The following is a 25,564-nucleotide window of genomic DNA, read 5'->3' as shown; positions in this document are numbered from 1 at the left end:
TGCATACCATCACCACCCATGCCCACCCATGCAGAAATCATCGAACAGGCCCTGCTCCGCATAGAAGCCGAGTACGTCTTCCCCGAGAAGGCCGCGGCGACCGGCGTCGCGATCCGGCGCCGGCTCGCGGACGGCGCGTACGACGGCCTCGACGAGCGGACCCTGTGCGAGACGGTCACCAAGCACCTCCAGGAGGTGTGTCCGGACAAGCACCTGAGGCTGCTGTGGTCCGAGGAGGCGCAGTCGATGGAACCGGAGGACCAGGACGCCGGGCGGGCCGCGTTCCTGGCCATGCTCCGGGCCGACAACCAGGGCGTTCGCCGGGTCGAGCAACTGGAGGGCGGCGTCGCGCTCATCGAGATCCGCAGCATCGCGTCGGCCGTTGAGGGCGCCCCGCTGATCGGCGCCGCCATGCAGCTGGCCGCCGGCAGCTCGGCGCTGATCCTGGACCTGCGGGAGTGCCGGGGCGGGGCGCCCGAGGGGGCCGCCATGTGGTGCAGCTACTTCTTCCCCGACGACGAGGTCCACCTGAACGACATCTACGACGGGGCCAGCGGCACCACGCGCCAGTACTGGACCTCCGGCCACCTGCCCGCGCCCCGGTACCTCGACCGTCCGGTGTACGTGCTGACCAGCGCGATCACCTTCTCGGGGGGCGAGGACGTCGCCTACACCCTGCGGGCCCACGGCCGCGCGACCCTCGTCGGCGAGACCACGCGGGGCGGCGCGCACCCCACGGCCCGGCACGCGGTCACCCCGCACGTCCTGGTGACGGTGCCGGCCGCCCGCGCGATCAACACGGTGACGGGCACCAACTGGGAGGGCGTGGGGGTGGTGCCCGACGTGGCCGCACCGGCCGACGGCGCCCTCGACGCCGCCCTCGCGGCAATCCGCTCCGCCACCACCCCGGACCCCGGCCCCCACTGACGGCCGGATGAGGGGCCTCGTTCGCGATGACCGCTGCCAGTGTGCCGTCGGTCCCTGCCGCGCGCACGGCCTGAACGTCCGTGTCGCCGGGGGCGGCCCCCCGGCGCCGCCTCGGCTGCTGGTGGGCGAAGGGGGACCGCCGGCCGGCGTGGTCGTGCGGCAGGTGAGACTGAGCGTGATGGTTGGCGCGCGGGGGAAGCGGATGTCAAGGACGCCGGGAACATGGTGGAGCTGGGGTGATCCCGGCGCTCGTCGCTGCGGCGGGTGGGATCCTGAACGGATGAACGAGACATCCGCTGCTCTGGCGACCGCTCGATGGCCGCTGACCGCGTCTGCGGAGACGGATTGGCTACGGGACCTGGCCGACGATGACGGGCTCACCGGCTTCATGCCACCGGCACTGCCCGACGCCGCCTGGGTGCTGCACTCCATGTACGAACACGAACTCGGTCCCACCGACATGTCCTATGTCGCGTATCAACGAGCCGTGCTGAACGGCGGCGGGCCCGAGGTCATCCCGGGCCTCGACCCCGCGGACGTGTTCGAGGGGAAGCCGGGCGAGCCCCTTGGCCCCCAATGGCGCCGACTGCGCTGGGCGGAGCTCTCTCGGCGGACTGGTGATCCCGTGGCGCCCGAGGGGCGACTGCCCTGCTACCGCTCGTTCCCCTCGCTCCGGGAGCCGAACGGCTGGCCAGTGGGTATCAACGGGCCGGCCGAGGGCAGCCTGGACCGGTCCGACTGGAACCGCGTGGTCGACATCCTCACCGCACACAGCCCGCAGGGGGCGCAGACCCGCTGCCTGGCCTACTACAACCCGCTTTTGCACGGGGCCGAGGACCTCGACAACCTGCACGTTCGAGCCGGCACGCTCGCGGATGCCAAGGCGTTGTACGACCACCCCGACGAGGACGGTTGGAGCCCGTCCAACCTCTGGTCCCAAGACCGGTCCTGGGTCCTCTGCACGGACTATGACCTCTGGGCCACCAAGGTGGCGGGCCCTGCCCCGCTCGTCGAGGCCCTCCTGAACGACACGGAGATCGAGGCCCTCCGCCTGCCCTGGGCCCACTGATCCCGAGGCACCCCGCGGTGCCCAGGGGTCCATGTCCCCGGCGGTGCAGGCGATGGGGTCGAGGCAGCATTCCGAGTCGCTGATCACCTGGGCGGCGATCACCGTCATGACCAGGCGGATCACCCGCCACACGTCCCGCCCGGGACGGCCCGTCAGCTCACTCGCCCACCTCGGAGGCGGCGCCGGCCAATGATGTGATCCGTCCGGCACCGGGGCGAGGAGACCAGCACATCATGTGCTGTCTCCTCGCACGACCTCGGCATACCGGTTCCCCAACTTGACACGTAGGCGTGCGAGTTGGTCTGCCGCGACGGCCGCAACGTGTGCTGAGGGAGGTAGCGGTCCGGTCGTTCTCCACCAGTCCGGCTCGTTTTCCCCTCCAAGCCCCTCCGCCCGGATCAGGGTGTCGATCTCTGCCACATGTTGCGCGAAAGCCTGTGCCCACTCCTGTTCATCTGGTCGGAGGAATGGCGAGCGTCGGAGCAGGAGGAGGTTGACCTGCCGCAGCGTGCCTGCGTCGGCTTCAGCCGCGGCGCGGTTCCGGCGCAGGATGGACGTGCGTTGGGTCTCCTCAAGGTCTGACAGTGCCTCCCACACCTCCCTCAGAGCTTCCACCCGCTGGGCGTGAAAGGCTGCCCGCGCCTCGCGGGCCTGGGCTCGTTGCCACTGCCACAGACCAGCCGCCGTGGCCAACCCAGTACCCATGAAGGTGAGAACGCCCACGCTGACCGCGTCCGAGAGCATGGGTTGAGGCTACTGGGTGATGCCGGGCTCGACAGTGAGGTCGCTGTGTTCTGTGAGTGGCTTCACCAGGCCCGCCACCATCGCGCTCGGCTTCGGCTCACCGGCGAGACCGGCTGGGCTCCGGGTCGGATCCTTGAAGTGGCTCTCCGGCGCTGTGCGCGGGCGCGGCGCACGTGCCGCACCGTCACCGCCGCCGGCAAAGCGGTCAGGAGGAGGGACAGCCCCACCGGGAGCACCCCCGCCCACACCGTTGGTGAGACGTACGCGGTGCCGGACGTACCGTCCACCAGCCGCGCCCGGACGGGTTGCGCATCGACGTCGCCCTCGACGGGGACGGCGAACGACGAGCCGCCGTCGTCCGGGGTGAAGGCTCCCGAGCAGGACCTCGACGTTCCCGCGTTGGCGGCGGTGTTGTCGTACGTCCGGCAGTCGGCTTCGGTCACGGTCCCGGGCTCTCCCCACAGCGCCGCCCGCAGCTCTCCCGTGAAGTTCGTCAGCACGACGGAGGACAGGAACAGCCCGACCAGACAGGCCAGCGCCAGCCACGGCGCGGGTCCGACCTGCTCTGGTCGCCGCCCGTCCGGGACGTTCCCACCCTCGCTCATCCCCACCCCCGGATCGCCGACGGACTTCATGTTGACCGATCCGAAGCACCCTCGGAAGCCCTCCATGGCGTGCTGGTGAGTGCCCACGACCGTCGAGTCGAGCGACACCAGCCGACCAGGGCCCCTGGCGGGGCTGCCTGAAGCGAGGGGCCCCGTGCTCGTCGTCATCTGCGGACCGGTCGTCGCTGGTGCCTCAGCGGCTCAAGCGGCGCCTGTCTAGCCCTTGATCTGGAAGGTGATGACGTCGACTTCGTCGGTTCCCGACAGATCCGGGTAGTGGCCCTTGAGGCTTTCCCGGAGTTCGGCCGCGGTCGTCAGCCCCTCGGCTTGGGCGTCCTGGTGGGTGAGGTCGTTGACCCGGCAGTGCCTGATGTCGGTCACGTCCGCCGGCAGGACGACTTCGGGGTCGCTCTCGAACACCAGCCGTGCCGGCCCGAGCTGGGCCGGATCCCGGAAGCGGGTGGTCTTGGTCTTGGCGCTGGAGCGGACGGCTTCGAGGTAGCGGGGGTTGAACCGGATGATCGGGGGGCCGGCCGTCTCGGGGTCTTGGTAGGGCGACGGGTCGGGACCGCTCATGCCTTCCCGGGTCCATCGCTGGGTCAGCGGCATCAGGTCGGCGGCGAGAACGGACCTGGGCCCCTCGGGCGTGGGCACGATGACCCGCATGGTGGGGTAGTAGTCCACGAAGACCTGCCGGTCACGCCCGCACGGGCCGACGACCCCCCGCCCGTGGTTTCCCACGGCAACGATGCAGCGCATCTGGCGGGCGCCCTGGGCTCGTGCGGCTCCCAGAGCCACGAGTTCGGCGCAGGGGCCGCCGGTGAAGTGGTAGAGGTTCACGCCGACGAACATCCGGTGGTCGGCGGCCATGACCGCGGCGCCCATCGTGTGGATCCCGTCTTCGTCGGGCCCGGCGTCGCTATGCGCGTCTACGGTGCGGCGTGCCAGCTCGACGAGCTCACGCTCGTCATCATCGAGCGCGCGTGCAGATGACGGTACGTACACGGTTTCAGCCTCTTCTTCGGTCAGCGGTCGCCGAAGAGCATTCCACGCCACGCAGAGGGGCTCCACGGGATTTCGGCTGCCTTCCCCGGGCCCCTGTGGTGGTCCCGTGGGCCCGGCTGGTCGTGTACTTCGCGCGCGGGCTGTGCCCGTTCGCCCGGGAGTCGTACGAGGCGGTGATACGCGTGCTGACCAGCGGCATACCCGGCAGCCGGGCCCTGGCCTCGGCCCGGGTCAACCGCTCGCCGCTGTGCCGGGCGCGAGTCCGGCTCGGCGAAGGGGTGCTGAAAACCGTGCAACCGTCGTGACCTCCCTACAGCTGGTCCCCCCTGTTGGGTGTTTCCGGAGGATGCATCCCGCCACCGTCCTTGGGATCCACTTCACAGGTGCGTCCGTCGTAGGACTGGTCATTGGGGATCAACAACACTCCGGCAACCTGCTCAGGGTGCTCGACGGCGAGCCAGTCGTCGCCCGTGAGGGGATCGTCGGCCGGCCCGAACGCCTGGGACGAGTACACCTTCTGACACCCCAACGCCACACGCTTCTTGTCGACCGCGCAGGCGTCCACCACGCGGGCGGAATGTTCGGCGCCGTCGAAGCGGAAGCGGAAGTGGAAGTGGACCCGGTCACCTTCGGAAGGCACCTGTGGGTGGGGCTCAAGGCGCCAGTCGACGACCGCGGCGGTGACGCCGAGAGGCCGCCCGTCCGTGTTCATGACCTGCACCCTGACGTCAGCCTTACCGCGCTTCGCCGTCGTGTCGGTGCAGTCCCAGACAGAGCAGCCGGACAGGGCGAGGAGCACCAGAGCCAGCGGGGCAACGGCGAGTATGCGTGCGCGGAACACTGGGATGGCCTCCGGTCGGGGTGAGGCGGGGCAGTGTATCCCGGGGCCGCCGGGGCGGTCTGGCCCTCCCCCGGCGCCCTGCTACGCGATGTCTGCGTCGGCCTCGACGCGTGGGGGCCGGCCCGGAAGGTCAGCCATCGCGCTCGGGTCCGGCGGGGTCGGGGGCGAGTTCGGTGAGGAGGGTGCGGATGCGGCGTTCGATCGCGTCGCGGATCGGGCGGACGGCGGCCACGCCCTGGCCGGCGGGGTCTGCCAGCTGCCAGTCCAGGTACCGCTTGCCGGGGAAGTACGGGCAGGCGTCACCGCAGCCCATCGTGATCACGACGTCCGAGGACCGCACGGCCTCCACGGTGAGCACCTTGGGGGTCTCGGCCGAGATGTCGATGCCGACCTCGGCCATGGCCTCCACCACGGCCCCGTTCACGGCGTCGGCGGGGGCTGAGCCGGCGGAGCGGACCTGGACGCGGTCCCCGCCGAGGTGGGTGAGGAAGGCGGCGGCCATCTGGGAGCGGCCGGCGTTGTGGACGCAGACGAACAGTACGGAGGGGGCGGCGGATGTGCTCATGGGGTCAGGGCGCTTTCTGCGGCGGGGCGGGCGGGCTGCTCCGGGATGGCGGTCTCGTCCGTGGGGGTGGGAGCCGGGCGGCGGCCGAAGCAGACGGCGACCAGGGCCAGGCCGAGGGCGGCGCCGAGCAGTTGCGCGGCGAGGAACGGCGCCACGGAGGTGGGGGCGATCCCGGCGAAGGTGTCGGTGAAGGCCCGGCCGATCGTGACCGCGGGGTTGGCGAAGGAGGTGGAGGAGGTGAACCAGTACGCCGCCCCGATGTACGAGGCGACCAGCGGCGGCGCGAGGTGTGCGCGGCCGGCGCGGTTCAGGCCGAGGACGAGCCAGACCAGCCCGGCGGTGGCCACCACCTCGCCCAGCCACAGGTGTCCGGCCCACCGGTCGTGCGTGGAGAAGGCCGCCACCGGCTCGGCGAACATGGCGTCCGCCAGCACCGCGCCGCCGATCGCCCCGACGGTCTGGGCCGCTACGTACGCGGCGACGTCACGCGGGCCGGGGCCTTCGCCGCTCCGCCGGCCGGTGACGTACGCGGCCAGCGTGACGACGGGGTTGAAGTGCGCCCCGGACACCGGCCCGAGGAACGCGATCAGCACGCCCAGGCCGAAGACGGTCGCCAGGGAGTTGGCCAGCAGCTGCACGCCGGCGTCCCGGGTCAGCCCGGTGGCCTGGATGCCGGAGCCGACCACCACCGCCACCAGGGCCGCGGTGCCCAGCGCCTCCACGGCGGTGCGCCGGATCAGCGGCGCCCGGGCGTTCATCCTCCGGCCTTCGCGGGGACGGCGGGAATCTCCAGCAGCGCGGAGAGCTGGGCCAGGGCTTCGGGCAGCACCCAGTAGTACACCCAGGTCCCGCGCCGCTCGGAGCCGACCAGCCCGGCCTCGCGCAGCACCTTCAGGTGGTGGGAGATCGTCGGCTGGGACACGTCGAACGGGCCGGTCAGGTCGCACACGCACGCCTCACCGCCCTCGTGTGAGGCGATCAGCGACAGCAGCCGCAGCCGGACCGGATCCGAGAGCGCCTTGAACATCCGCGACAGTTCCGCCGCGGCCTCTTCGCCCAGCGGCTCGCGGACCAGCGGCGCGCAGCACGCGGCCGCTTCGTCGTCCTGTCCGAGCACCGGCAGACCCGCTTGTTTCGACATGTCTCTATGTTGACAGCCATCTAATCCGGTGGCAAGGTCGACTGTATCGACAGATGTCGAAACAAGTAGTCCGAGGGGAGACCGCCATGTCCCGTGTCCAGCTCGCCCTGCGCGTCGCCGACCTGGAAAGCTCGATCGCCTTCTACTCCAAGCTGTTCGACGCCGGGCCCGCCAAGCGCCGCCCGGGCTACGCCAACTTCGCCCTCACCGACCCGCCGCTCAAGCTCGTCCTCATCGAGGGCGAGGCCGGCGAGGAGACCCGGCTGGACCACCTCGGCGTCGAAGTCGCCTCCACCGAGGACGTTGACGCCGCCACGCACCGGCTGAAGGAGTCCGGCCTGGCCACCTTCGAGGAGAACGACACCTCCTGCTGCTACGCCCTCCAGGACAAGGTGTGGGTGACCGGCCCCGGCAAGGAGCCGTGGGAGGTCTACGTCGTCAAGGCGGACGCCGGCACTCTCGGCAAGAGCGCCGGCAGCGCGCCGCAGGCCTGCTGCGACGCCACCACCCCTGGCGAACAGGCCGCCGGGTGCGCCTGCGGCAGCTGACCGGGCGGATCCGCCCGACCGGCGGCCGGCCTCTGTTTGAATCACCCGGTGAGTGGCGGCGACGGGCTGCTGTCCGGCCGGTGCGCCGTCGCTCGGGCCCCGTTTGACCGGCGGGGTGTGCAGGGCTGCCCGGACGGTCCGGTCCGGGCATCCGTAACCGGCGAGGGGAGCCGACGTGGTGTCCGTGGGCGAGAGGCTGAGCAGGACGCGGGAGCGGGCCTTCATCGGCCGCGAGGAGGAACTCGGCCGTTTCGGCGAGGCGTTGGACGGGGACCAGGGAGCGCCGTTCGCGTTCTACGTGTACGGGCCGGGCGGCATAGGCAAATCGGCGCTGCTGCGCCGGCTGGCGGACGCGGCCCGGGCCGCCGGCCGCCCGCTGATCGAACTGGACGGCCGCTTCGTCAGCCGGGATCCGGCCGATTTCGAGCGGGCGGCCGCCTCCTTCGCGGACGTGCCCGGCACGGTCCTGTTCGTGGACTCCTTCGAGCACTGCCAGTGGCTGGAGAGCTGGCTGTGGCACCGGTTCCTGCCGCGCGCCGCGGACGGCGCGCTGGTGGTGCTGGCCGGCCGGTTCGCCCCGCAGCCGCAGTGGACCGCCGACCCCGCGTGGGCCGGGCTCCTGCACGTGCGCGAACTGGGGCCGTTCTCCGCGGAAGAGGCGCGGAGCCTGCTGGTGGCGGCGCGGATCCGGCCCGAGCTGCGCGAGCGGCTGCTGCGCTTCGCCGGGGGCAATCCGCTGGCCCTGTCCCTCGCGGCGGCCGGGGGGTCTACGGGCTGGAGCCGGGAGGAGGTCTGGGAGCCGTCGGCCGACCTGCTGCGCACCCTGCTGACCGGGCTGATCGGTGAGGTGCCGACGGCGGCCCACCGCCGTGCCCTGGAGGTGGCGGCGCAGGCGCACGCGACCTCCGAGGAGCTGCTGGCCTCGGTGCTGCCGGAGGAGGACGTCCACGTCCTGTTCGACTGGCTGCGGGACCTGCCCTTCATGGAGTCCACCGCCCGGGGTCTGCACCCGCACGACGCCGCCCGCGAGACGCTCTGCGCCGACCTGCGCTGGCGGGCCCCGAACGCCTACGCGGCGGTGCGCGGGCGGCTGGCGCAGGAGTACCTGCGGCTGCTGCGCGAGGCGCCCGAGGAGCGGGTGTGGACCGTGACCGACGAGCTCTTCTACCTCTTCCGCGAGGGGGAGGTGCTGGCCCGGCTGCGCACCTGGTCCCGCGAGGACGAGGTGCACGACCGGCCGCTGCGCCCCGAAGACCTCGATGCGGTGCTGGCCATGGCCGAGGAGACCGAGGGGCCGGCCTCCGCCGAGCTGGTCCGCTACTGGGCGCAGCGCCAGCCGCAGGCCTTCAGCGTCTACCGCCTCGTCAGCACCGGCCGGACCGTGGCGTTCACGGCCCGCCTGGCGCTGCCGGCCCCGCCGGACCCGCAGGACCTGGCCACCGATCCCGTCGTCGCCGCCGCGTGGCGGTACACCGACGCCACCGCGCCGGTCAGCCCCGGCGAGCACATCGGCGTCAGCCGCTTCACCGTCTACCCCGAGCGCTACCAGGTCCCCTCGCGGGTGATCGACCTGAGCAGTTCGCGCGCCCAGGCGGAGTCGGCCCGGGCCCGGGGCCGCGCGTACGGGTTCGCGGTCTACCGGGACGCCGAGACCTGGGCCGCACGCGTCGAGGGCACCCTCGCCGACACCGGGGCCCGGCCGAGGGTGGGGGACCACACCTACGGGGTGTTCGGCGTCGACTGGCGCCGGAACCCCGTGGAGTCCTGGCTCCAGCGCTTCATCTCGACGGCTCCCCGGGCACCGGTGCCGCCCGGGCCGTCGCCGCTGTCGCGCAGCGAGTTCACGCAGGCCGTGCGCGAGGCGCTGGCGCACTGGCGGGACCCGGCGGCCTTCGCCGCCTGCGCCCTCGTACGCACCCGGCTCGCGGCCGACTCCGACGACGGCGCCGGGGAGTTGCGCGCGCTGCTGCGCCGGGCCGTGGACGACCTCGCCCGCGACCCGCGCGGCGTGCGCGCCCGCGAGGCGCTGGTGGCGGGCCACTTCTCCGGCGCCCCCACCCAGGAAGCCGCCGCCCGCCGCCTGGGGCTTCCGTACGGCACCTACCGGCGCCATCTGCGCCAGGGGCTGGACCTGCTGTGCGAGGCCCTGTGGGAGCAGGAGCTGCACGGCCCGCGGGCCGGATAGGACCCGCTCCCCCGGCACCGGGCGGCGGCGGCCGGGGCAGGGGCGGCCGGGGCAGGGGCGGCGGGGGCGGGCGGGTGGACAGGCGCGGACAGGAGTGGACAGTCGCCGTCCCCTCCGGGCCTGGTGGGTGGACAGCGGGCCGCCCGAGGCTGTGCGTCATGGGACTCCGGGCGGCGCCCGCCGCACCCTCCCCCCTCACCACCCCCCCTCCACGGAAAGAGGCTCCGCCATGACCGTCGCCAGGCCGCCCTACCTGACCGGCCACTTCACGCCCGTCGTCCACGAGGTCACCGCCACCGGCCTCACCGTCGAGGGCACCCTGCCGAGCGAGCTCACCGGCCGGCTGCTGCGCAACGGCCACAACCCCCGGCCCGGCGTGACCCCCACCCACTGGTTCAAGGGCAGCGGCATGGTGCACGGCATCCGGCTGCGCGAGGGCCGCGCCGAGTGGTACCGCAACCGCTGGGTGCGCACCCCCGCGCTGGAGGGCGCGCCGTACATGACGGAGAGGGGCCCCGACCTGACGGCCAGCACCGCCGGGACCCACGTGATCGAGCACGGCGGGCGGCTGCTCGCGCTGTGCGAGGCGAACCTCCCCTTCGAGCTGACCCGGGAGCTGGAGACCGTCGGCGCCTACGACTTCGGCGGCAAGCTGCGCACGGCGATGACCGCGCACCCCAAGGAAGACCCGGTGACGGGTGAGCTCCACTTCTTCGGGTCGGCGCCGTTCCCGCCGTTCCTGGTGCACTACGTCGCCGACGCGAAGGGCGGGATCGTCCACAGCGCCGAGGTCCCCGGCGCGACCGCCGCGCTCAAGCACGACTTCGCCCTCACCCGTCACCACGTGGTCTTCGTCGAGGGCAACGTCACCTTCGACCCCACCGAACCCTCCGGCATCCCCTACGGCTGGAGCGAGCGGCAGCCCGCCCGGATCGGTGTCGTGCCGCGCGGCGCGGACGGCGCCCGCGAGGTGCGCTGGTTCTCCATCGAGCCGGGCAACGTGCTGCACGTCTCCAACGCGTACGAGGACGGCCTGGGCCGCATCGTGCTGGAGGGCCCCACCGTGGACCGCGAGGGCTTCCGGCTCTCCTGGAACTGGTGGACCGGCGCGCCGGGGCGCGGCAGCGAGCCCGTCTCCCGCTCCTACACCCGCCGTTGGGTGATCGACATGGCGGCGGGCACGGTCGACGAGCGGATCACCGACGACCTGCCGGTGGAGTTCCCGACCCTCAACGAGAAGTACCTGGGCGCCGAGAACCGCTACCAGTACGCCGTCTCGTTCCCCGACGAGAAGGGCTTCGGCGGCTACGGCGTGGTCAAGTACGACCGTACGACCGGCGCCCGGCGCATCCACCAGGCCGGCGACGCGCGGATGCCCGGCGAGGCGGTGTTCGTCCCGGCGGCCGGGGCCACCCGCGAGGACGACGGCTATCTGCTCACGGTCGTCTCGGACCTCAAGCAGGACGCCTCGCAGCTGCTCGTCCTCGACGCGTCGGGGCTGGAGCGGATCGCCACCGTCCACCTCCCCCACCGGGTCGGCGCCGGACTGCACGGCTCCTGGCTCCCCGACGGCCCCTCCGAGGGAGCCTGACCCCGTACGCCCGGCCGGGCTCAGCCCTCGGGAAGGGTCGGGTCGGGCGTGTAGGGGCTCGGTGCGGCGAGGGCCCAGCGTTCGTGGTCGCGCCAGGCGCCGTCGATGTAGAGGTAGGCGGGCGAGATCCCCTCGTAGTGGAAGCCCAGCCGGCGGACCAGGGCCAGGGACGCGTGGTTCGCCGGCTGGATGCCGGCCTCCAGGCGGTGGAGGCGCAGGTCGGTGAAGGCGTGGTGCAGGGTGGCGGTGAGCCCCTCGGTCATGTACCCGGCCCCGGCGGACGGGGCGAAGGCCGCGTAGCCGAGGGAGGCGCCCTGGTAGCGGCCCCGGATGATCGAGTTGATCTGGACGGTCCCGGCGGCCGCGCCGGTCTCCCGGACGCGGATCAGGAAGCCGAGGTTGGTGCCGTCCTCGAAGCGGCGCGTCCAGGCACGGAACTCCTCGGCGGTTTCGGGCAGTCGCATCCACGGCCGGTGCAAGGCGGCGCTGGCCCGGACGAGCGTGCAGAACTCGTCCTGGTCGGCGGCGGTGAGCGGGTGCAGTTCGACCCGCGAGGGCATCTGGGGCATGGGCCAACGGTAGGCGGTCGCCCGGCGGGTGGTCAGGGGCGGGCGGTCGGCGGCGGGTGGTGGTCAGGGGCGGGCGGTCATGTGGGCCAGGATCTGGGCGGCGCTGTCGGGGGCGAAGGCCCCGGCGATGCCCTCGGCGGCGCCTTCGGCCGCCTCGGCGGAGCGCGGCAGGAGGACCTCCTCGTACGCGGCGACGGCCTCCTCGACGGTCGGGTGGCCGGTCAGGGCCCGGGCGAGGTCGGCGCCGTCGAGCATGGCGAGGTTGGCGCCCATGCCGGAGAAGGGGGACATCAGGTGGGCGGCGTCGCCGAGGAGGGTGAGGCCGGGGACGCGGCTCCAGGTGTGGGGGACGGGCAGGGCGTGCAGGGGGCGGTTGGTGTAGCCGGTGTCGGTGTCGGTGATGAAGCCCAGGAGACCGGGGCTCCAGCCGGCGAAGCGGTCGAGGAGCGCGTCGCGGACGGCGGTGGTGTCGGCGAGGTCGAGGCCGCTGCGCCGGTGCCAGTCCTCGTCGGTGCGCATGCCGACGTAGACCCGGATGTGGCCGCCCGCGTTGCGCTGGGCCACGAAGCCCTGACCGCCGTCGAGGGCCATCATGGTGCCGTGGCCCGTGAGTTCCGCGAGCCGGGGGTGGCGGGTGTCGGCGGCGTCGAGTCCGGTCTCGACGAAGGTGACGCCGGTGTAGCCGGGTACCGCGCCGGACAGGAGCGGGCGGACCTTGGACCAGGCTCCGTCGGCCCCGATGACGAGGTCGGCGTCGGCGGTCGTGCCGTCGGCGAAGTGGAGGCGATGGACGGCCCCGTCGCGGGGTTCGACGCGCAGGAGCCGGTGGCCCCAGCGGACGGTGGCGGGGGCGAGGGAGCCGAGGAGGAGCCCGCGCAGCCGGCCTCGGTCGATCTCGGGGCGGACGTCGGCGGTGTCGCCGTCCCCGGGCGGGCTCGCGTCGAAGAGGAGGCGCCCGTCGCGGCCGACCAGCCGCATCTGCTGGCCCTCGGGGCGGGACAGGGCGAGGAACTCCTCCAGCAGTCCGGCCCGGCGCAGGGCTTCCTGGCCGGAGCGGGGGTGCAGGTCGAGGGTTCCGCCCTGGTCCCGGGCCGCGGGTGAGGCGTCCCCTTCGTAGACGGTGGCGGTGAGACCGTGCCGCTGGAGGACGCGGGCGCAGGTCAGGCCGCCGGGGCCGGCGCCGATGATCGCGATGCGGGGCGCGGGGTCGGGTGTGGTCATGGGGTGGTGCTCCGTTCTGGCCGGGGTCGCGGGGAGTCGCGGGGGGTGCGGGGAGTCGCAGGGGCGGCGCCCGTATCGCCCGGCCGCCGCCGTTCCACAAAAGCACAACGACTCAATAAGTGCAACGACTTCACTTTTGATGCTGTTCAACGAAGCGGTAGGGTGCTCCCGTGAACGACACCGAGACGGGACCCCCGGCGCCGGCGCCGGGCCGCCGCGAGCGCAAGAAGGCCGCCACCCGCAAGGCCATCGCCGACGCCGCGCTGCGCCTCTTCCTGGAGCGCGGGTACGACGACGTGGGCATCCGCGAGATCGCGGACGCCGCCGACGTCTCCACGACCACGCTGTTCAAGCACTTCCCGGTGAAGGAGGCCCTCGTCTTCGACGAGGACGCCGACCAGGAGGCCGGGCTGCTCGCCGCCGTCCGGGAACGGCCGCCCGGCCGGTCCGTCCCGGCCGCCCTGCGCGAACACGCCCTGCGCCACCGCATGGCCGCCGCCGACGGCGACGCCCGCTTCACCGCCTTCGCCGCACTGGTGGACGGCACCCCGGCGCTGCGCGACCACCTCCAGAACATGTGGCTGCGCCATGCGGCCGCCCTGGCCCGGGTCATCGCCGACGAGTGCGCCCTGCCCGCGGACGACCCCGCCTGCGCCGCCCTGGCGCACTTCGCCCTCGAAGCGCCCCGCGCCGCCCGCGGTCAGGCCGATCCCCGCCGGGCCCTCTGCCGCGCCTTCGACCTGCTCGAAGGGGGCTGGGACACCCTCACCGCCACCGCCGGCTGACGGCTGACGGCCCGCCACGGGCACCCGTACGGGGGCGCGTACGGGCTGCGTACGGGGGCCGAGTACGGGCCGAGTACGGGAACGCGAAAGGCCCCGGCCTCCATGAAGGAGGCCGGGGCCTTGATCGAGCGCTGGGCAGGCCTTGCACCTGCATCCCCCCACGGGAAGTGGGGTGTCTTTCCTTGGACCACCAACGCGAGCCCCACCACCGGGAATCCCGGCTGCGAGAACAAGGCCAACCATAGCCCATGATCTTCCGACCGGCACATCGGCTCTCCGGCGCGCGCCGCCCGCGCCCGTGGCCGTGGCCGTGGCCGACATCGCCCGTGGCCGACGCCCCGCGTGGCCGCCCGCGCTCGAACAGTAGGGTGGGGCGGGTGGACACTCCCTCGCTCCCGCGTTCCTTCCGGCTGCTCGTGACCGGCGGAGGAACTGGCGGTCACACCTATCCGGCCCTCACGGCCATCCGTACTCTGCAGGCCCGGCTCGCGGCCGCCGGCGGCACGCTGGACGTGCTGTGGATCGGCACCGCGGACGGCCTGGAGGCAAGGGTCGCGCCGGCGGAGGGCATCGCGTTCAAGACGGTGGCCACGGGCAAGATCCGCCGCTCGTCGAACCCCCTCAAGATGCTGTCCGCCGCCAACGTGAAGGACATGGCGCGGGTACCGCTCGGTGTGGCGCAGGCGCGCACCATCGTCTCCGAGTTCGAGCCGGACGTCGTCCTGGCGACGGGCGGTTACGTCGCGGTGCCCGCCGGGCTGGCCGCGCGGCTGTGCCGGCGTCCGCTGGTCCTGCACGAGCAGACGGTGCGGCTGGGCCTGGCCAACCGCAAGCTGGCGAGTTCGGCGACGCGCATCGCGGTGTCCTCGGAGTCCTCGCTGGAGCTGCTGCCGGCCGAGGTGCGCGACCGTGCGGTGGTCACGGGCAACCCGGTGCGGCCCGAGGTGCTCTCCGGTCACCCGGACAAGGCGGTGCAGGCGCTGTCGCTGTACGGGTTCGACCGGCGGCTGCCGACGGTCTACGTCACCGGCGGCGCGCAGGGCGCCCAGCAGATCAACGGGGTCGTGCGGGACGTGCTCCCCTGGCTGCTGAGCCACGCGAACGTGATCCACCAGTGCGGCCCCGCCAATGTGGACGAACTGCGCGCGGCCGCCGCGTCGCTGGACCCGGTCCTGGCCGGGCGCTACCACCTGACGGGGTTCGTCGGCCCGGAGCTGCCGGACGTACTGGCGCTGGCCGACATCGTGGTGTCGCGCAGCGGGGCCGGCACGCTGGCGGAGGTGACCGCGCTCGGGAAGCCGGCCGTGTTCGTGCCGCTGGCCACTTCGGCGGGCAACGAGCAGGCGCACAACGCCCGGCACCTGGCGGACGCCGGTGCGGCGGTGGCCCTGCTCGGCGAGGTCACTCCGCAGGCCCTCGGCGACGCGGTCGGCCCGCTGCTGACCGATGCCCGGCTGCGGGCGTCGATGGCGGAGCGGGCGCGGGCGTACGGCAGGCCGGACGCCGCGGACCGCCTCGTGGACGTGCTGCTGTCGGCGGCCCAGGGCTAACCGCCCCGCCCCCGAGGGGCAGAGACTCCTACGTCGCCCCCCGCCCCGTCCGCCGGGCCGGGGGGCGACGTTAGATTCGTCGTATGAATCGATCGCATGGGCAGGAATTCCCGGCGCCCGGGGCCAGGGCCGCGGACAGTGACCGGGAAGCGGTGGCGGAGCGGTTGCGGATGGCCGCCGGGGACGGCCGGATCGATCCGGCCGAGCTGGACGAGCGCCTGGAGCGGGCGTACGCGTCGAAGACGTACGCGGAGCTGGAGGCGCTGGTCGCCGACCTGCCCGCGAGCAGCGGGCCGGGGGCCGAGACGCTGGAGCTGAAGACGCACCTGTCGGCGATCCGGCAGTCCGGGCCGTGGGTGGTGCCGCCGCGGATCGTGGCCGAGTGCAAGATGCTGAACATCCTGATCGACTTCACCGAGGCGACCTGCGTGCACCGCGAGGTGACGCTGGAGGCGTCCTGCGGGATGGGGACGGTGCAGGTCGTGGTGCCCGCCGGGTGGGCGGTGCGGATCGACCCGGCGAGTACGAACACGGCGCACATCGCGAACCGGGCCGACGGGCCGGTGGACCCGACCGAGCCGGTGCTGACGGTGCTCGGGCACCCGAGGTCCGGGCAGATCAAGATCAGGCGGGCCCGCCGCTAGCCCACGGGGCCGCCGGCAGCCCACGGGCCCGCCGGCAACCGTCGGGGCCGCCGCTAGCCCACGGGGCCCCTCCCGCGACGGGGGCATCGCGGGCGGGGCCCCGGGCCCCGGGGCGGCCGGTCCTCGGGGGAGCGGGCCGGCCGCCCCGCGGTGACGACGTTACGGACCGCGGGCGCCGCCCGGAAGGGAGTTGGCAGCAGGGCGGGGGTGGTGGAAACCGCACCCCCCCCCAGACCGCCACGACCGGGGCTCGAACGGGGCGTGCCAGACTGGCCGGGTGCTCTCTCCGATCGGCCGGGAAGAACGACGTGAGGCGCCGACCGGAGCGGTCGGCGCCCTGATGAGGCTGCGGGCCCACGCGGCGGCGCCGCCCCGCGGCGTCGTCCTCGCACTGCTGGGACTGCTGGGGCTGTTGGCCGTGGTGCCCGCCCTGATCGCGGTGGGCGTGGGCGCGACGGGCGTGCTGGACGGGATCCGGCGGCTGCCGCGGCTGCGGCGCTCGCTGGCCGGGCGCTGGTCCGAGGTGCCCGTCGACGACCCCTATCTGCCGGAACCGCCGGCCCCCCGCCGCCGGGAGAGCGGCATGTACCGCGACGGCAGGCAGTTGTACGCCTCGTACGGTTCGGCGCTGCGCCAGCGGCGGGTGCGCCAGATGCGGCGGGACCCCGCGACGCGGCGGGACCTGGCGTTCCTGGCGCTCGACCCGCTGGCCGGGGTGCCGGTGGCGTCGCTGCCCGCGCTGCTGGTGGGCGGCGGTCTGTACGCGGTGGTGTCGCCCTCGGTCCGCGCCTTCGGCGGCGGCGCGCCGCCGGGGACGGCCTGGGCCGGTGCGGCGGTGGTCGCGGTGACCGGGCTGGTGTCCGTCGCGACGGGGCTGACGGCGGGGCCCCTGGTGCTGTGGGTGCACGGCTGCTGGACGCGGCTGCTGCTGACCCGCCGGACCGCCGGGCCGGTGGTGTCCGACGGGGGCACGCTCGGCCGGCGCCTGCGGCTGCTGGGCGCCGGGGCCCTGTTGTCGCTGATGTCGGTGGCCGGCGCGGTGCTGGCGGCCGTGCAGCTGGTGGCGCTGGTGGCCGGGCTGTGCACCGGCCTGGTGGTCCTCTTCCTGAAGGCCGTGGAACTCGGCCAGCGCTTCGTCACGCTGTACCGGCGGCTGGCCGGGGACTGGGTGGGCGTGCGCATCCCGGTGCCCTACCTCGCCGCGCCGGAGCCGGTGCGGCGCGGTGCGGACGGCTACTACCAGTACGGCAGGCGGCTGTACCGGGCCCCGTACCTGGTGCGGCAGTTGCAGCTGATGCGGCACACGCTGACCGATCCGGCCGTGTGGCGGGACCTGGTGTGGCTGGTGGTCAACCCGGTGGCGGCCGCGGCGCTGTTGCTGGCGCCGCTGGCCGTGGTGGGGTTCTCGCTGTTCGGGCTGGTGGTGCCGGGCGTACTGGACGTACTGACGGGCGGCTCGGGCCCGTACACCTTCTGGGACGAAGCGCTGCGGCGGCTGCCGGCGGTGCGGGCGCTCGCAGGCGTCCCCTGGGCGGCGGCCGCCGTGGGCGCGGCGCTGGGGGCGGCGGCTTCGCGGGTGGCCCCGTACGCGCTGCGGCTGCACGCCCGCTTCGCGCTGCTGCTGCTGCGGCCGACCCGGCACGCCCAGCTGGCCCGGCGGGTGCAGCGGCTGACCGAGACCCGCGCGGACGCCACCGGGGTGCAGGCCGCCGAGCTGCGCCGGATCGAACGGGACCTGCACGACGGGGCCCAGGTGAGCCTGGTGGCGATCGGGATGACGCTGCGGGTGGTCGAGCGGCGGCTCGGTGACGGGGCGCCGGAACTGCGCGAGCTGGTGGCCGAGGCGCGCCGGCAGTCGTCGACGGCGCTGGCGCAGCTGCGGGACCTGGTGCGCGGGATCCATCCGCCGGTGCTCGCGGAGCGCGGCGTGGGCGACGCGGTACGGGCGGTGGCGCTGGACTGCCCGCTGGACGTCGAGGTGACGGTGGACGTCCCGGGGCGGCCGGAGGCGCCGGTGGAGGCGTGCGCGTACTTCGCGGTGTGCGAGGTCCTCGCCAACGCCGCCAAGCACTCGGGGGCCTCCCGGGTGGGCATCGACCTGCGGCACTCGGACGGGGTGCTGCGGATGACGGTGACCGACGACGGCCGCGGCGGGGCCGATCCCGCCGGGGGCACGGGCCTTCAGGGCGTGCGCCGGCGGCTGGGTACATTCGACGGAGACCTGTTCGTGAGCAGCCCGGTGGGCGGCCCGACCATAGTGACCATGGAGCTGCCATGCGTGTTGTCCTCGCCGAGGACCAGTACCTCCTGAGGGAGGGGATGGTGCGGCTGCTGGAGTCGTACGACTTCGAGGTCGTCGCGGCCGTCGACAACGGGCCGGGGCTGTCGCGGGCGTTGCTGGAGCACCGGCCGGACGTGGCGGTAGTGGACGTGCGGCTGCCGCCGACCTTCACCGACGAGGGATTGCAGGCGGCGCTGGCGGCGCGCCGGGAGATTCCGGGGCTGCCGGTGCTGGTGCTGTCGCAGCACGTGGAGCAGCTGTATGCGCGCGAGCTGCTGGCGGACGGCCGGGGCGGGATCGGGTACCTGCTCAAGGACCGGGTCTTCAGCGACGAGGAGTTCGTCGACGCGCTGCGCCGGGTGGCGGGCGGCGGGACCGCGATGGATCCCGAGGTGATCTCCAAGCTGGTGGCGCGGGGCGAGCGCGCCGGGCCGCTGACCTCGCTCACCTCGCGCGAGCTCCAGGTGCTGGAGCTGATGGCGGAGGGCCGGTCCAACGCGGGCATCTCCGAGGAGCTGCACCTGAGCGACAGCGCCGTCAGCAAGCATTCGGCGAGCATCTTCACCAAGCTGGGGCTGACGCAGGACAACAGCGACAACCGGCGGGTGCTGGCCGTACTGGCCTACCTGAACGCGCCCCAGGGCTGAGGGAGGCCCGCGCGGCGGCCCGGGTCCCCCACGAGGGGGGTCCGGGCCGTCGGCGTGCGCGGGCGGCGGCGGGGGGCCGGACGGCGGGCGGCCCGTGCGGCGGCCGGGGGCGGGCGAAGCCAGGGGCGGGGTAGGGGGCGGTAAGGGTGTCGGCGTCCGAGGGCCCGTCCCTAGGCTCCACAGCACCCACGTCGCCGCCGCCCGACGCGTCGGCAGACCGTCTGAGGAGAAGGCTCGATGAAAGCCCTGGTCCTGTCAGGGGGGATGGGCACACGCCTGCGTCCCTTCACGTACTCGATGCCCAAGCAACTGATCCCCATCGCGAACAGACCCGTCCTGCTGCACGTCATGGACAACCTACGCGCCCTCGGGGTGCGGGAGGTCGGGGTGATCGTCGGAGACCGCCGCGACGAGATCGCCGAGGTCCTGGGCGACGGCTCGCCGGTGGGGATGGAGGTGACCTACATCCGCCAGGACGCGCCGCTCGGGCTGGCGCACTGCGTGCGCATCGCCCGGGACTTCCTGGGCGAGGACGACTTCGTGATGTACCTCGGCGACGTGATGCTGACCGACGGCGTCGTGGAGATGGCCGAGCGGTTCGCGCAACGCCGTCCGCAGGCGCAGGTGGTGGTGCAGAAGGTCGCCGACCCGCGGTCGTTCGGTCTGGCCGAGACGGACGCGGACGGGCGGGTGACGGCGCTGGTGGAGAAGCCCGAGCAGCCGCGGGGCGACCTGGCGATGGTCGGCGTGTATTTCTTCACGCCCGCGATCCACGAGGCGGTCGCCGCGATCGGACCGAGCGCGCGCGGCGAGCTGGAGATCACCGACGCGGTGCAGTGGCTGGTGAGCGAGGGCCGCGAGGTGCGGGCCGAGGTCTACCCCGGCTTCTGGAAGGACACCGGCCGGGTCGACGACATCATCGAGTGCAACCGCGAGGTCCTCGGCGGGCTGCGCCGGTCGGTGGCCGGCACCGTCTGTCCCGACAGCGAGATCGTCGGCGACGTGGTCGTCGACCCGACGGCGCGGGTGACGCGCTCGCGGATCGTGGGCCCGGCCGTGGTCGGCGCCGGCGCGGTGATCAGCGACAGCCAGATCGGCCCGTACACGGCGATCGGCGACGGCTGCGAGCTGAGCGACGCGGGCGTGGCCGACTCGATCGTGCTGGCCGGGGCGACGGTGCGGGACGTGCCGGGCATCCAGGGTTCGGTGATCGGCCGGGGCGCCGCGGTCAGTTCGAGCCGTACCCGCCACCGGCTGCTCGTCGGCGACGACGCCCGGGTCGAGGTGGCGGTATGAGGCTGCTGGTGACCGGCGCGGCCGGTTTCATCGGGTCCCACTACGTGCGCACGCTGCTGGCGGGCGGTTACCCGGGCTACGAGGACGCCCGGGTGACGGTGCTCGACAAGCTCACGTACGCGGGCAACCTGGCCAGCCTGCCCGCCGCGCACCCCCGGCTGGACTTCGTACGGGGCGACGTGTGCGACACCGCGCTGCTGCGCGAGCTGCTGCCGGGGCACGACGCGGTGGTGCACTTCGCGGCCGAGTCCCATGTGGACCGGTCGATCGACGGCGCGGCGGCGTTCACGACGACCAACGTCGGCGGGACGCAGAGCCTGCTGGAGGCGTGCCTGCACAGCGGCGTCGAGCGGGTCGTGCACGTCTCCACCGACGAGGTGTACGGGTCGATCGAGGCGGGTTCCTGGACGGAGGAGTGGCCGCTGGCCCCCAACTCCCCCTACGCCGCCTCCAAGGCCGGTTCGGACCTGCTGGCGCGCAGCTACTGGCGCACCCACGGGCTGGACGTGTCGATCACGCGCTGTTCCAACAACTACGGGCCGTACCAGCACGTGGAGAAGCTCATCCCGCGCTTCGTGACGAACCTGTTCGAGGGGCGGCAGGTGCCGCTGTACGGACGGGGCGCGAACGTCCGCGAGTGGGTGCACGTCGACGACCACTGCCGGGCGGTGCAGCTGGTGCTGACCGCGGGCGGGGCGGGCGAGGTCTACAACGTGGGCGGCGGCAACGAGCTGACCAACCGCGAGATCACCGAGCAGCTGCTCCGGCTGTGCGGGGCGGGCCCGGAGATGATCCGGCACGTCGCCGACCGCAAGGGCCACGACCTGCGGTACTCCCTGGACGACTCCAAGATCCGCGAACGGCTGGGGTACGCACCGCAGGTGCCGTTCGAGCGGGGGCTGGCCGCGACGGTCGACTGGTACCGCGACCGCCCCGACTGGTGGAAGCCGCTGCTGGACGGCGCCGGGGAGGTCGCGGCGTGAGCGTCCTGGATCCGGCCGCCGTGCTGCGGCCGCGCACCGACCGGGCGCTGACCGAGCGGCTGGCCGCTTCGGCCGCCCGGCGCGGGGCGGGCGTCCAGCTGCGGACGGAGGAGTTCGCCGAGTGGCTGGCCGGGCGCGGCCGGGCCCACCGCTTCGAGGTGTCCCGGATCCCGTTCGCCGCGCTGGACGGCTGGGGCTTCGCCCCGGGCAGCGGGAACCTGGAGCACCGCAGCGGACGGTTCTTCACCGTCGAGGGGCTGTCGGTGGAGACCACCGCGGGCCCCGTGGCGAGCTGGCGGCAGCCGATCATCCGGCAGCACGAGGTGGGCGTCCTGGGCATTCTCGTCAAGGAGTTCGACGGGGTGCCGCACTTCCTGATGCAGGCGAAGATGGAGCCGGGCAACCCCAACCTGCTCCAGCTCTCCCCCACCGTGCAGGCCACCCGCAGCAACTACACGCGGGTGCACGGCGGGACCGCGGTGCGCTACCTGGAGCACTTCATGGGGCCGCGGCGCGGCCGGATCCTCTCCGACGTGCTCCAGTCGGAGCACGGCTCGTGGTTCTACCGCAAGAGCAACCGCAACATGATCGTCGAGACGGACGAGGACGTGCCGCCGCACGAGGACTTCTGCTGGCTGACGCTGGGGCAGCTGTACGAACTGCTGGGCCGCGACAACACGGTCAACATGGACGCGCGCACCGTGCTGTCCGCCCTGCCCCCGCTCGCCGCCGGTCCGCGGGAGCGGGAGGAGGAGGGGCCGGCGCTGCTGAGCGACGCCGAGGTGCAGGGCTGGCTCACCGCCCACCGGGCCGAGCCGGAGTGGCGCATCGACCGGGTGCCGCTGGACGGGCTGCCCGGCTGGTACCGCACCGACGAGGAGATCGCCCGTCACGACGGCCGGTTCTTCCGGGTGGTGGCGGTCTCCGTACGGGCCGCCAGCCGTGAGGTGGGCAGCTGGAGCCAGCCGCTGCTGGAGCCGGGCGGGCTGGGCGTCACCGCCTTCGTGGTGCGTGACGTCGGGGGCGTGCGGCACGTGCTGGTGCAGGCCAAGATGGAGGGCGGGCTGCCCGGCGTGGTCGAGCTGGCCCCGACGGTGCAGTGCGTCCCGGAGAACCACCCCGCCGGCCGCTGGCCGTTCCTGCTGGACGACGTCCTGTCCGCGGACCCGGCGCGGATCCTGTACTCGGCGGTGCACGCCGAGGAGGGCGGCCGGTTCCGCAACGCCGAGAGCCGCTACCTCGTGGTGGAGGCGGACGAGCGGCTGCCGCGGGAGCTGCCGCCGCAGTACGCGTGGCTCACCGTGGGGCAGCTGTCCGACCTGGTCCGCCAGGGCGGCCGGGTCAACGTCCAGGCCCGCACCCTGCTGGCCTGCCTCGCCTCCCTGGCCTGAGCCGGGGGCCCGGGCCCGGAACCCGGCCCCGGAGGCAGCAGCCCGGGGCCCGGACCGGAGCCCGGCCCCGGAGGCCGCAACCCGCGGGCCCCGGCGCCCGAAGCCTGAAGCCTGAAGCTACAGCTGAGGCTGAGGCCTGGGCCCCGTCACCGTCCCGCGGCCCGGGGGCCCGTACGGGTCCCCGGGCCCTTTTCCGTCCCCAGGAGGACCCGTGGATCCCGTCCGCGTCGGCGTGCTCGGCTGCGCCTCGATCGCCCGGCGGCGGGTGCTGCCCGCGCTCGCCGCCGTCGACACCACCCGCCCCGTCGCCGTGGCCAGCCGCAGCCCGCGCCGGGCCGCCGAACTGGCGGCCGGATTCGGCTGCGCCGCCACCGGTTACGAGGAGCTGCTGGCGCGGCCGGACGTGGAGGCGGTGTACGTACCCGTACCGGCCGCCCTGCACGCCCGCTGGGTGCGGGCCGCGCTGTTCGCGGGCAAACACGTGCTGGCCGAGAAGCCGCTGACCACCGATGCCCGGCAGACGGCCGAGCTGGCGGCGCTGGCCGAGGAGCGCGGACTGGTGCTGCGGGAGAACTTCATGTTCCTGCACCACGCCCAGCACGCCGCGGCGGCCCGGCTCCTCGCCGACGGCGCCCTCGGCGAGCTGCGCTCCTTCGAGGCCGCGTTCACCATCCCGGCGCTGCCCCCGGACGACATTCGCCACCGCGCGGACCTCGGCGGCGGCGCCCTCCTCGACGTCGGCGTCTACCCGCTGCGCATCGCCCAGTTCTTCCTGGGGGCCGCCCTGGAGGTGGTCGGCGCCGAGCTGACGGGCCGTCCGGAGCACGCCGTGGAGCGGGGCGGGAGCGTCGTCCTGCGCTCCCCCGCCGGGGTGGAGGCCCGGCTGTCCTTCGGCATGGAGCACGCCTACCGGTCGGCGTACGCCCTGCACGGCAGCGGGGGGAGCCTGAGCCTGGACCGGGCGTTCACCCCGCCCGCCGACCACCGCCCGGTACTGCGGCTCACCGGCCCCGGCGGCGGGCGGGAGCTGGTCCTCGCCCCCGACGACCAGTGCGCCAACACCGTACGCGCCTTCGCCGCGGCGGTACGGGGCGGCCGGCCCGGCCGGGAGCCGCTGCGGGGGTCGCTGGCGCTGGCCCGGCTGGTGGACGACGTGCGCAACGCAGCGGCGCGGGCGTGAGAAACACACGCGGGGCATGAGGAATTCAGCGGCCGATCACGGAGGGCGGCACTGGGCCGGGCCCCCCGCCCGGTGCGACGATCGGACGGCACCCCGACCGCAGCCCGCCGAGGAGGAATGACGTGGAGATCCGCGTACTGGGACCGTTGACGGCCCTCGAAGAGGGGACGTCCGTGGTGCCGAGCGCCGGCAAGCCCCGGCAGATCTTCGCCACCCTCGCCCTGAACGCCGACTGCCCCGTGCCGATGGGGACCCTGCTGAAGGAACTGTGGGGCGACGCGCCGCCGCGCAGCGCGGTCCGCACCCTCCAGACGTACGTCATGCAGCTGCGCCGGCGCATCGAGACCGTCCTGGCCGACGGCGACCCGCGCACCGCCAAGGACGTGCTGACCACCGAGGACAACGCCTACCGGCTGGCGGTGCCCCGCGAGCAGGTGGACATCGCGCGCTACGAGCGGGTCGCCGCGGCGGGCCGCACGGCCCGGGCCGCGGGTGACGACGCGGCGGCCTCCGCCCTGCTGAACCGGGCGCTGGGCCTGTGGCGCGGGCCGGCCCTGGTCGACGTACCGGTGGGGCGGGTGCTGGAGGCCGAGGCGATGCGCTGGGACGACGACCGGACCGCGACGCTGGAGCAGCGCATCGACTGCGACCTGCGGCTGGGCCGGCACCGCGAACTGGTGCCGGAGCTGCGGGTGCTGACGACCCGGTACCCGCTGGACGAGAAGTTCTGCCGCCACTTCATGCTGGCGCTGTACCGCTCCGGCTACACGTGGCGGGCGCTGGAGGCGTACCAGCGGCTGCGCGCGGAGCTGACCGCGGAGCTGGGGCTGAGGCTGTCCCCCGAGGTGGAGCGGATGCAGCACCTGATCCTCTCCGAGGACCCGGCGCTGGACCTGCCCGGTGCGGTGGCGCGCCGGGAGCGGGCCCTGCTGTTCGCCTGAACCACCGGCTCCATTTCCCTCTCGCGGGGGCCCGGATCTTGCCAATTCCTTACCCGAACCGGCCACGCACAACGTGTACCCTGCAACGGCCAGGCGCCGACCAGCACCGACCGTCGGTGGTCGGCCTGGACGGGAACGGGGGATTCCATGATCCGCGTCATGCTTGCCGAGGATCTGTACATATTGCGCCGCGCGCTGGCGTCCCTGCTGGCGCTGGAGGACGACCTGGACGTGGTCGCCGAAGTCGAATCGGGCAGCGACATCCTGCCGACCGCCCGCCGCCTCAGACCGGACGTCGCGGTGCTCGACATCGACCTGCCGGGGGTGGACGGCATCACCGCCGCCGCGCAGCTGCACCAGGAGCTGCCGCAGTGCCGGGTGCTGATCCTGACCAGTCTGGCCAAGCCCGGCACGCTGCGCCGGGCCCTGGAGGCGCGCGTGTGCGGCTTCCTGCCCAAGGACGCCGAGCCGGCCCGGCTGACGGCGGCGATCCGCGCGGTGGCCGCCGGCCAGCGGGTGGTCGACCCGCAGCTCGCCCTGTCGGCCCTGGACGGCGGGCACGAGACGCCGCTGACGCCGCGCCAGACGGAGGTGCTGGAGCTCGCCGCCCGGGGCGAGGGTGCCTCGCAGATCGCCGCCCGGCTGTGTCTGTCCGTCGGCACGGTCCGCAACTACCTCACCAGCACGGTGCACAAGCTCGGCGCCCGCAACCGGGTCGACGCCATCCGCATCGCCCGCGAGTCCGGCTGGATGTGACGCGCGGCGCGCGCCGCGGGGGCCGGCCGGGCGGCCCGGTCCGTGACGCGGCGGTGGGCCGCGCGCCCGAGGGCGTGCGGCCCACCGCCGTCATGTCCC

At 73.9% G+C, this 25,564-nt stretch carries 26 protein-coding genes; 17 read left to right on the top strand and 9 right to left on the bottom strand.

Annotation, left to right across the window (positions count from 1 at the left end; genetic code table 11):
• Positions 1-18: 18 nt before the first annotated feature.
• Positions 19-927, top strand: a complete 909-nt coding sequence (locus ACFYYT_RS22965; RefSeq protein WP_351816926.1) for a S41 family peptidase — start codon at positions 19-21, stop codon at positions 925-927.
• A gap of 280 nt (positions 928-1,207) precedes the next feature.
• Positions 1,208-1,996 (top strand): hypothetical protein, encoded by a 789-nt coding sequence (locus ACFYYT_RS22960; RefSeq protein WP_351816929.1) that lies wholly within the window; start codon positions 1,208-1,210, stop codon positions 1,994-1,996.
• A gap of 231 nt (positions 1,997-2,227) precedes the next feature.
• Here ACFYYT_RS22960 and ACFYYT_RS22955 read toward each other — a convergent pair whose 3' ends face one another.
• The 3 genes from ACFYYT_RS22955 to ACFYYT_RS22945 form a co-directional block, all read right to left on the bottom strand.
• Positions 2,228-2,740: a hypothetical protein gene (locus ACFYYT_RS22955; RefSeq protein ID WP_351816932.1), complete on the bottom strand. Its 513-nt coding sequence runs from the start codon at positions 2,738-2,740 to the stop codon at positions 2,228-2,230.
• Positions 2,741-2,802: 62 nt separating this feature from the next.
• Entirely contained in the window at positions 2,803-3,432 is a 630-nt protein-coding gene (locus ACFYYT_RS22950; protein WP_351816935.1) for a hypothetical protein, read from the bottom strand.
• A 129-nt stretch (positions 3,433-3,561) separates the two neighbouring features.
• A complete protein-coding gene (locus tag ACFYYT_RS22945; protein WP_351816938.1) occupies positions 3,562-4,350 on the bottom strand; it encodes an ASCH domain-containing protein in 789 nt (262 codons plus the stop codon).
• A 95-nt stretch (positions 4,351-4,445) separates the two neighbouring features.
• Here ACFYYT_RS22945 and ACFYYT_RS22940 point away from each other — a divergent pair, with 95 nt between their 5' ends.
• The gene (locus ACFYYT_RS22940; RefSeq protein ID WP_351816941.1) at positions 4,446-4,655 is read left to right on the top strand and encodes a transposase domain-containing protein; all 210 of its coding nucleotides are present in this window, start codon (positions 4,446-4,448) and stop codon (positions 4,653-4,655) included.
• Between the two features lie 5 nt (positions 4,656-4,660).
• Here the strand turns inward: ACFYYT_RS22940 and ACFYYT_RS22935 are convergent, their stop codons facing one another.
• From ACFYYT_RS22935 to ACFYYT_RS22920, 4 genes are all read right to left on the bottom strand, one after another.
• The gene (locus tag ACFYYT_RS22935; RefSeq protein ID WP_388609064.1) at positions 4,661-5,149 is read right to left on the bottom strand and encodes a hypothetical protein; all 489 of its coding nucleotides are present in this window, start codon (positions 5,147-5,149) and stop codon (positions 4,661-4,663) included.
• 172 nt (positions 5,150-5,321) lie between these two features.
• Entirely contained in the window at positions 5,322-5,756 is a 435-nt protein-coding gene (locus tag ACFYYT_RS22930; protein ID WP_351816946.1) for an arsenate reductase ArsC, read from the bottom strand.
• Complete coding sequence (locus ACFYYT_RS22925) at positions 5,753-6,514, bottom strand: MIP/aquaporin family protein (RefSeq protein WP_351816949.1); 762 nt, start codon at positions 6,512-6,514, stop codon at positions 5,753-5,755. Before ACFYYT_RS22925 ends, ACFYYT_RS22930 begins: the two co-directional genes overlap by 4 nt.
• The gene (locus tag ACFYYT_RS22920; protein WP_351816951.1) at positions 6,511-6,897 is read right to left on the bottom strand and encodes a metalloregulator ArsR/SmtB family transcription factor; all 387 of its coding nucleotides are present in this window, start codon (positions 6,895-6,897) and stop codon (positions 6,511-6,513) included. The genes ACFYYT_RS22925 and ACFYYT_RS22920 overlap by 4 nt, the downstream gene beginning before the upstream one ends.
• 86 nt (positions 6,898-6,983) lie before the next feature.
• Between ACFYYT_RS22920 and ACFYYT_RS22915 the strand changes: the two genes are divergently transcribed.
• From ACFYYT_RS22915 to ACFYYT_RS22905, 3 genes are all read left to right on the top strand, one after another.
• Positions 6,984-7,445, top strand: coding sequence for an ArsI/CadI family heavy metal resistance metalloenzyme (locus ACFYYT_RS22915; protein WP_351816954.1), 462 nt, complete (start codon positions 6,984-6,986; stop codon positions 7,443-7,445).
• A gap of 175 nt (positions 7,446-7,620) precedes the next feature.
• The gene (locus tag ACFYYT_RS22910) at positions 7,621-9,630 is read left to right on the top strand and encodes an AAA family ATPase (protein WP_351816957.1); all 2,010 of its coding nucleotides are present in this window, start codon (positions 7,621-7,623) and stop codon (positions 9,628-9,630) included.
• Positions 9,631-9,859: 229 nt separating this feature from the next.
• A complete protein-coding gene (locus tag ACFYYT_RS22905) occupies positions 9,860-11,221 on the top strand; it encodes a carotenoid oxygenase family protein (RefSeq protein WP_351816960.1) in 1,362 nt (453 codons plus the stop codon).
• 20 nt (positions 11,222-11,241) lie between these two features.
• Here ACFYYT_RS22905 and ACFYYT_RS22900 read toward each other — a convergent pair whose 3' ends face one another.
• Positions 11,242-11,790 carry a GNAT family N-acetyltransferase gene (locus ACFYYT_RS22900; protein ID WP_351816963.1) on the bottom strand — a complete coding sequence of 183 codons (549 nt, stop codon included), beginning with the start codon at positions 11,788-11,790 and terminating at the stop codon, positions 11,242-11,244.
• Positions 11,791-11,853: 63 nt separating this feature from the next.
• Positions 11,854-13,011, bottom strand: a complete 1,158-nt coding sequence (locus ACFYYT_RS22895; protein WP_351816965.1) for an NAD(P)/FAD-dependent oxidoreductase — start codon at positions 13,009-13,011, stop codon at positions 11,854-11,856.
• 170 nt (positions 13,012-13,181) lie between these two features.
• Between ACFYYT_RS22895 and ACFYYT_RS22890 the strand changes: the two genes are divergently transcribed.
• The 11 genes from ACFYYT_RS22890 to ACFYYT_RS22840 all read left to right on the top strand — a co-directional run bounded on the left by ACFYYT_RS22890 (position 13,182) and on the right by ACFYYT_RS22840 (position 25,465).
• Positions 13,182-13,796, top strand: coding sequence for a helix-turn-helix domain-containing protein (locus tag ACFYYT_RS22890; protein WP_351816968.1), 615 nt, complete (start codon positions 13,182-13,184; stop codon positions 13,794-13,796).
• 377 nt (positions 13,797-14,173) lie between these two features.
• Positions 14,174-15,346, top strand: coding sequence for a UDP-N-acetylglucosamine--N-acetylmuramyl-(pentapeptide) pyrophosphoryl-undecaprenol N-acetylglucosamine transferase (locus ACFYYT_RS22885; protein ID WP_351816970.1), 1,173 nt, complete (start codon positions 14,174-14,176; stop codon positions 15,344-15,346).
• Positions 15,347-15,429: 83 nt separating this feature from the next.
• Positions 15,430-15,990: a DUF1707 domain-containing protein gene (locus ACFYYT_RS22880; protein ID WP_351816973.1), complete on the top strand. Its 561-nt coding sequence runs from the start codon at positions 15,430-15,432 to the stop codon at positions 15,988-15,990.
• A 277-nt stretch (positions 15,991-16,267) separates the two neighbouring features.
• Entirely contained in the window at positions 16,268-18,301 is a 2,034-nt protein-coding gene (locus ACFYYT_RS22875) for a sensor domain-containing protein (protein ID WP_351816976.1), read from the top strand.
• The gene (locus tag ACFYYT_RS22870; protein ID WP_351816979.1) at positions 18,265-18,918 is read left to right on the top strand and encodes a response regulator transcription factor; all 654 of its coding nucleotides are present in this window, start codon (positions 18,265-18,267) and stop codon (positions 18,916-18,918) included. Before ACFYYT_RS22875 ends, ACFYYT_RS22870 begins: the two co-directional genes overlap by 37 nt.
• A gap of 237 nt (positions 18,919-19,155) precedes the next feature.
• Complete coding sequence (locus ACFYYT_RS22865; RefSeq protein WP_351816982.1) at positions 19,156-20,214, top strand: glucose-1-phosphate thymidylyltransferase; 1,059 nt, start codon at positions 19,156-19,158, stop codon at positions 20,212-20,214.
• On the top strand, positions 20,211-21,197 hold the full coding sequence (rfbB, locus tag ACFYYT_RS22860; RefSeq protein WP_351816985.1) for a dTDP-glucose 4,6-dehydratase: 987 nt from the start codon (positions 20,211-20,213) through the stop codon (positions 21,195-21,197). The genes ACFYYT_RS22865 and rfbB overlap by 4 nt, the downstream gene beginning before the upstream one ends.
• Before the next feature lie 5 nt (positions 21,198-21,202).
• Complete coding sequence (locus tag ACFYYT_RS22855) at positions 21,203-22,588, top strand: NDP-hexose 2,3-dehydratase family protein (RefSeq protein ID WP_351817037.1); 1,386 nt, start codon at positions 21,203-21,205, stop codon at positions 22,586-22,588.
• 211 nt (positions 22,589-22,799) lie between these two features.
• The gene (locus tag ACFYYT_RS22850) at positions 22,800-23,768 is read left to right on the top strand and encodes a Gfo/Idh/MocA family oxidoreductase (protein ID WP_351816988.1); all 969 of its coding nucleotides are present in this window, start codon (positions 22,800-22,802) and stop codon (positions 23,766-23,768) included.
• A gap of 122 nt (positions 23,769-23,890) precedes the next feature.
• Entirely contained in the window at positions 23,891-24,709 is an 819-nt protein-coding gene (locus tag ACFYYT_RS22845) for an AfsR/SARP family transcriptional regulator (protein ID WP_351816991.1), read from the top strand.
• A 147-nt stretch (positions 24,710-24,856) separates the two neighbouring features.
• Positions 24,857-25,465: a response regulator transcription factor gene (locus tag ACFYYT_RS22840; RefSeq protein ID WP_351816994.1), complete on the top strand. Its 609-nt coding sequence runs from the start codon at positions 24,857-24,859 to the stop codon at positions 25,463-25,465.
• Positions 25,466-25,564: the final 99 nt, after the last annotated feature.

The organism is Streptomyces sp. NPDC002032 (genome assembly GCF_042890765.1).
Classification (GTDB): Bacteria; Actinomycetota; Actinomycetes; order Streptomycetales; family Streptomycetaceae; genus Streptomyces.
The sequence above is the reverse complement of the archived record's forward strand: the minus strand, read 5'-3'. Positions and strand labels throughout refer to the sequence as shown.

What these genes read in the sequence shown, in the direction of transcription:
- ACFYYT_RS22925 (WP_351816949.1), bottom strand. Translation starts at nt 6,514, where the DNA reads ATGAACGCCCGGGCGCCGCTGATCCGGCGCACCGCCGTGGAGGCGCTG.
- ACFYYT_RS22920 (WP_351816951.1), bottom strand. Translation starts at nt 6,897, where the DNA reads ATGTCGAAACAAGCGGGTCTGCCGGTGCTCGGACAGGACGACGAAGCG.
- ACFYYT_RS22915 (WP_351816954.1), top strand. Translation starts at nt 6,984, where the DNA reads ATGTCCCGTGTCCAGCTCGCCCTGCGCGTCGCCGACCTGGAAAGCTCG.
- ACFYYT_RS22870 (WP_351816979.1), top strand. Translation starts at nt 18,265, where the DNA reads ATGCGTGTTGTCCTCGCCGAGGACCAGTACCTCCTGAGGGAGGGGATG.
- ACFYYT_RS22900 (WP_351816963.1), bottom strand. Translation starts at nt 11,790, where the DNA reads ATGCCCCAGATGCCCTCGCGGGTCGAACTGCACCCGCTCACCGCCGCC.
- rfbB (WP_351816985.1), top strand. Translation starts at nt 20,211, where the DNA reads ATGAGGCTGCTGGTGACCGGCGCGGCCGGTTTCATCGGGTCCCACTAC.
- ACFYYT_RS22865 (WP_351816982.1), top strand. Translation starts at nt 19,156, where the DNA reads ATGAAAGCCCTGGTCCTGTCAGGGGGGATGGGCACACGCCTGCGTCCC.
- ACFYYT_RS22880 (WP_351816973.1), top strand. Translation starts at nt 15,430, where the DNA reads ATGAATCGATCGCATGGGCAGGAATTCCCGGCGCCCGGGGCCAGGGCC.
- ACFYYT_RS22955 (WP_351816932.1), bottom strand. Translation starts at nt 2,740, where the DNA reads ATGCTCTCGGACGCGGTCAGCGTGGGCGTTCTCACCTTCATGGGTACT.
- ACFYYT_RS22965 (WP_351816926.1), top strand. Translation starts at nt 19, where the DNA reads ATGCCCACCCATGCAGAAATCATCGAACAGGCCCTGCTCCGCATAGAA.
- ACFYYT_RS22905 (WP_351816960.1), top strand. Translation starts at nt 9,860, where the DNA reads ATGACCGTCGCCAGGCCGCCCTACCTGACCGGCCACTTCACGCCCGTC.
- ACFYYT_RS22895 (WP_351816965.1), bottom strand. Translation starts at nt 13,011, where the DNA reads ATGACCACACCCGACCCCGCGCCCCGCATCGCGATCATCGGCGCCGGC.
- ACFYYT_RS22930 (WP_351816946.1), bottom strand. Translation starts at nt 5,756, where the DNA reads ATGAGCACATCCGCCGCCCCCTCCGTACTGTTCGTCTGCGTCCACAAC.
- ACFYYT_RS22960 (WP_351816929.1), top strand. Translation starts at nt 1,208, where the DNA reads ATGAACGAGACATCCGCTGCTCTGGCGACCGCTCGATGGCCGCTGACC.
- ACFYYT_RS22840 (WP_351816994.1), top strand. Translation starts at nt 24,857, where the DNA reads ATGATCCGCGTCATGCTTGCCGAGGATCTGTACATATTGCGCCGCGCG.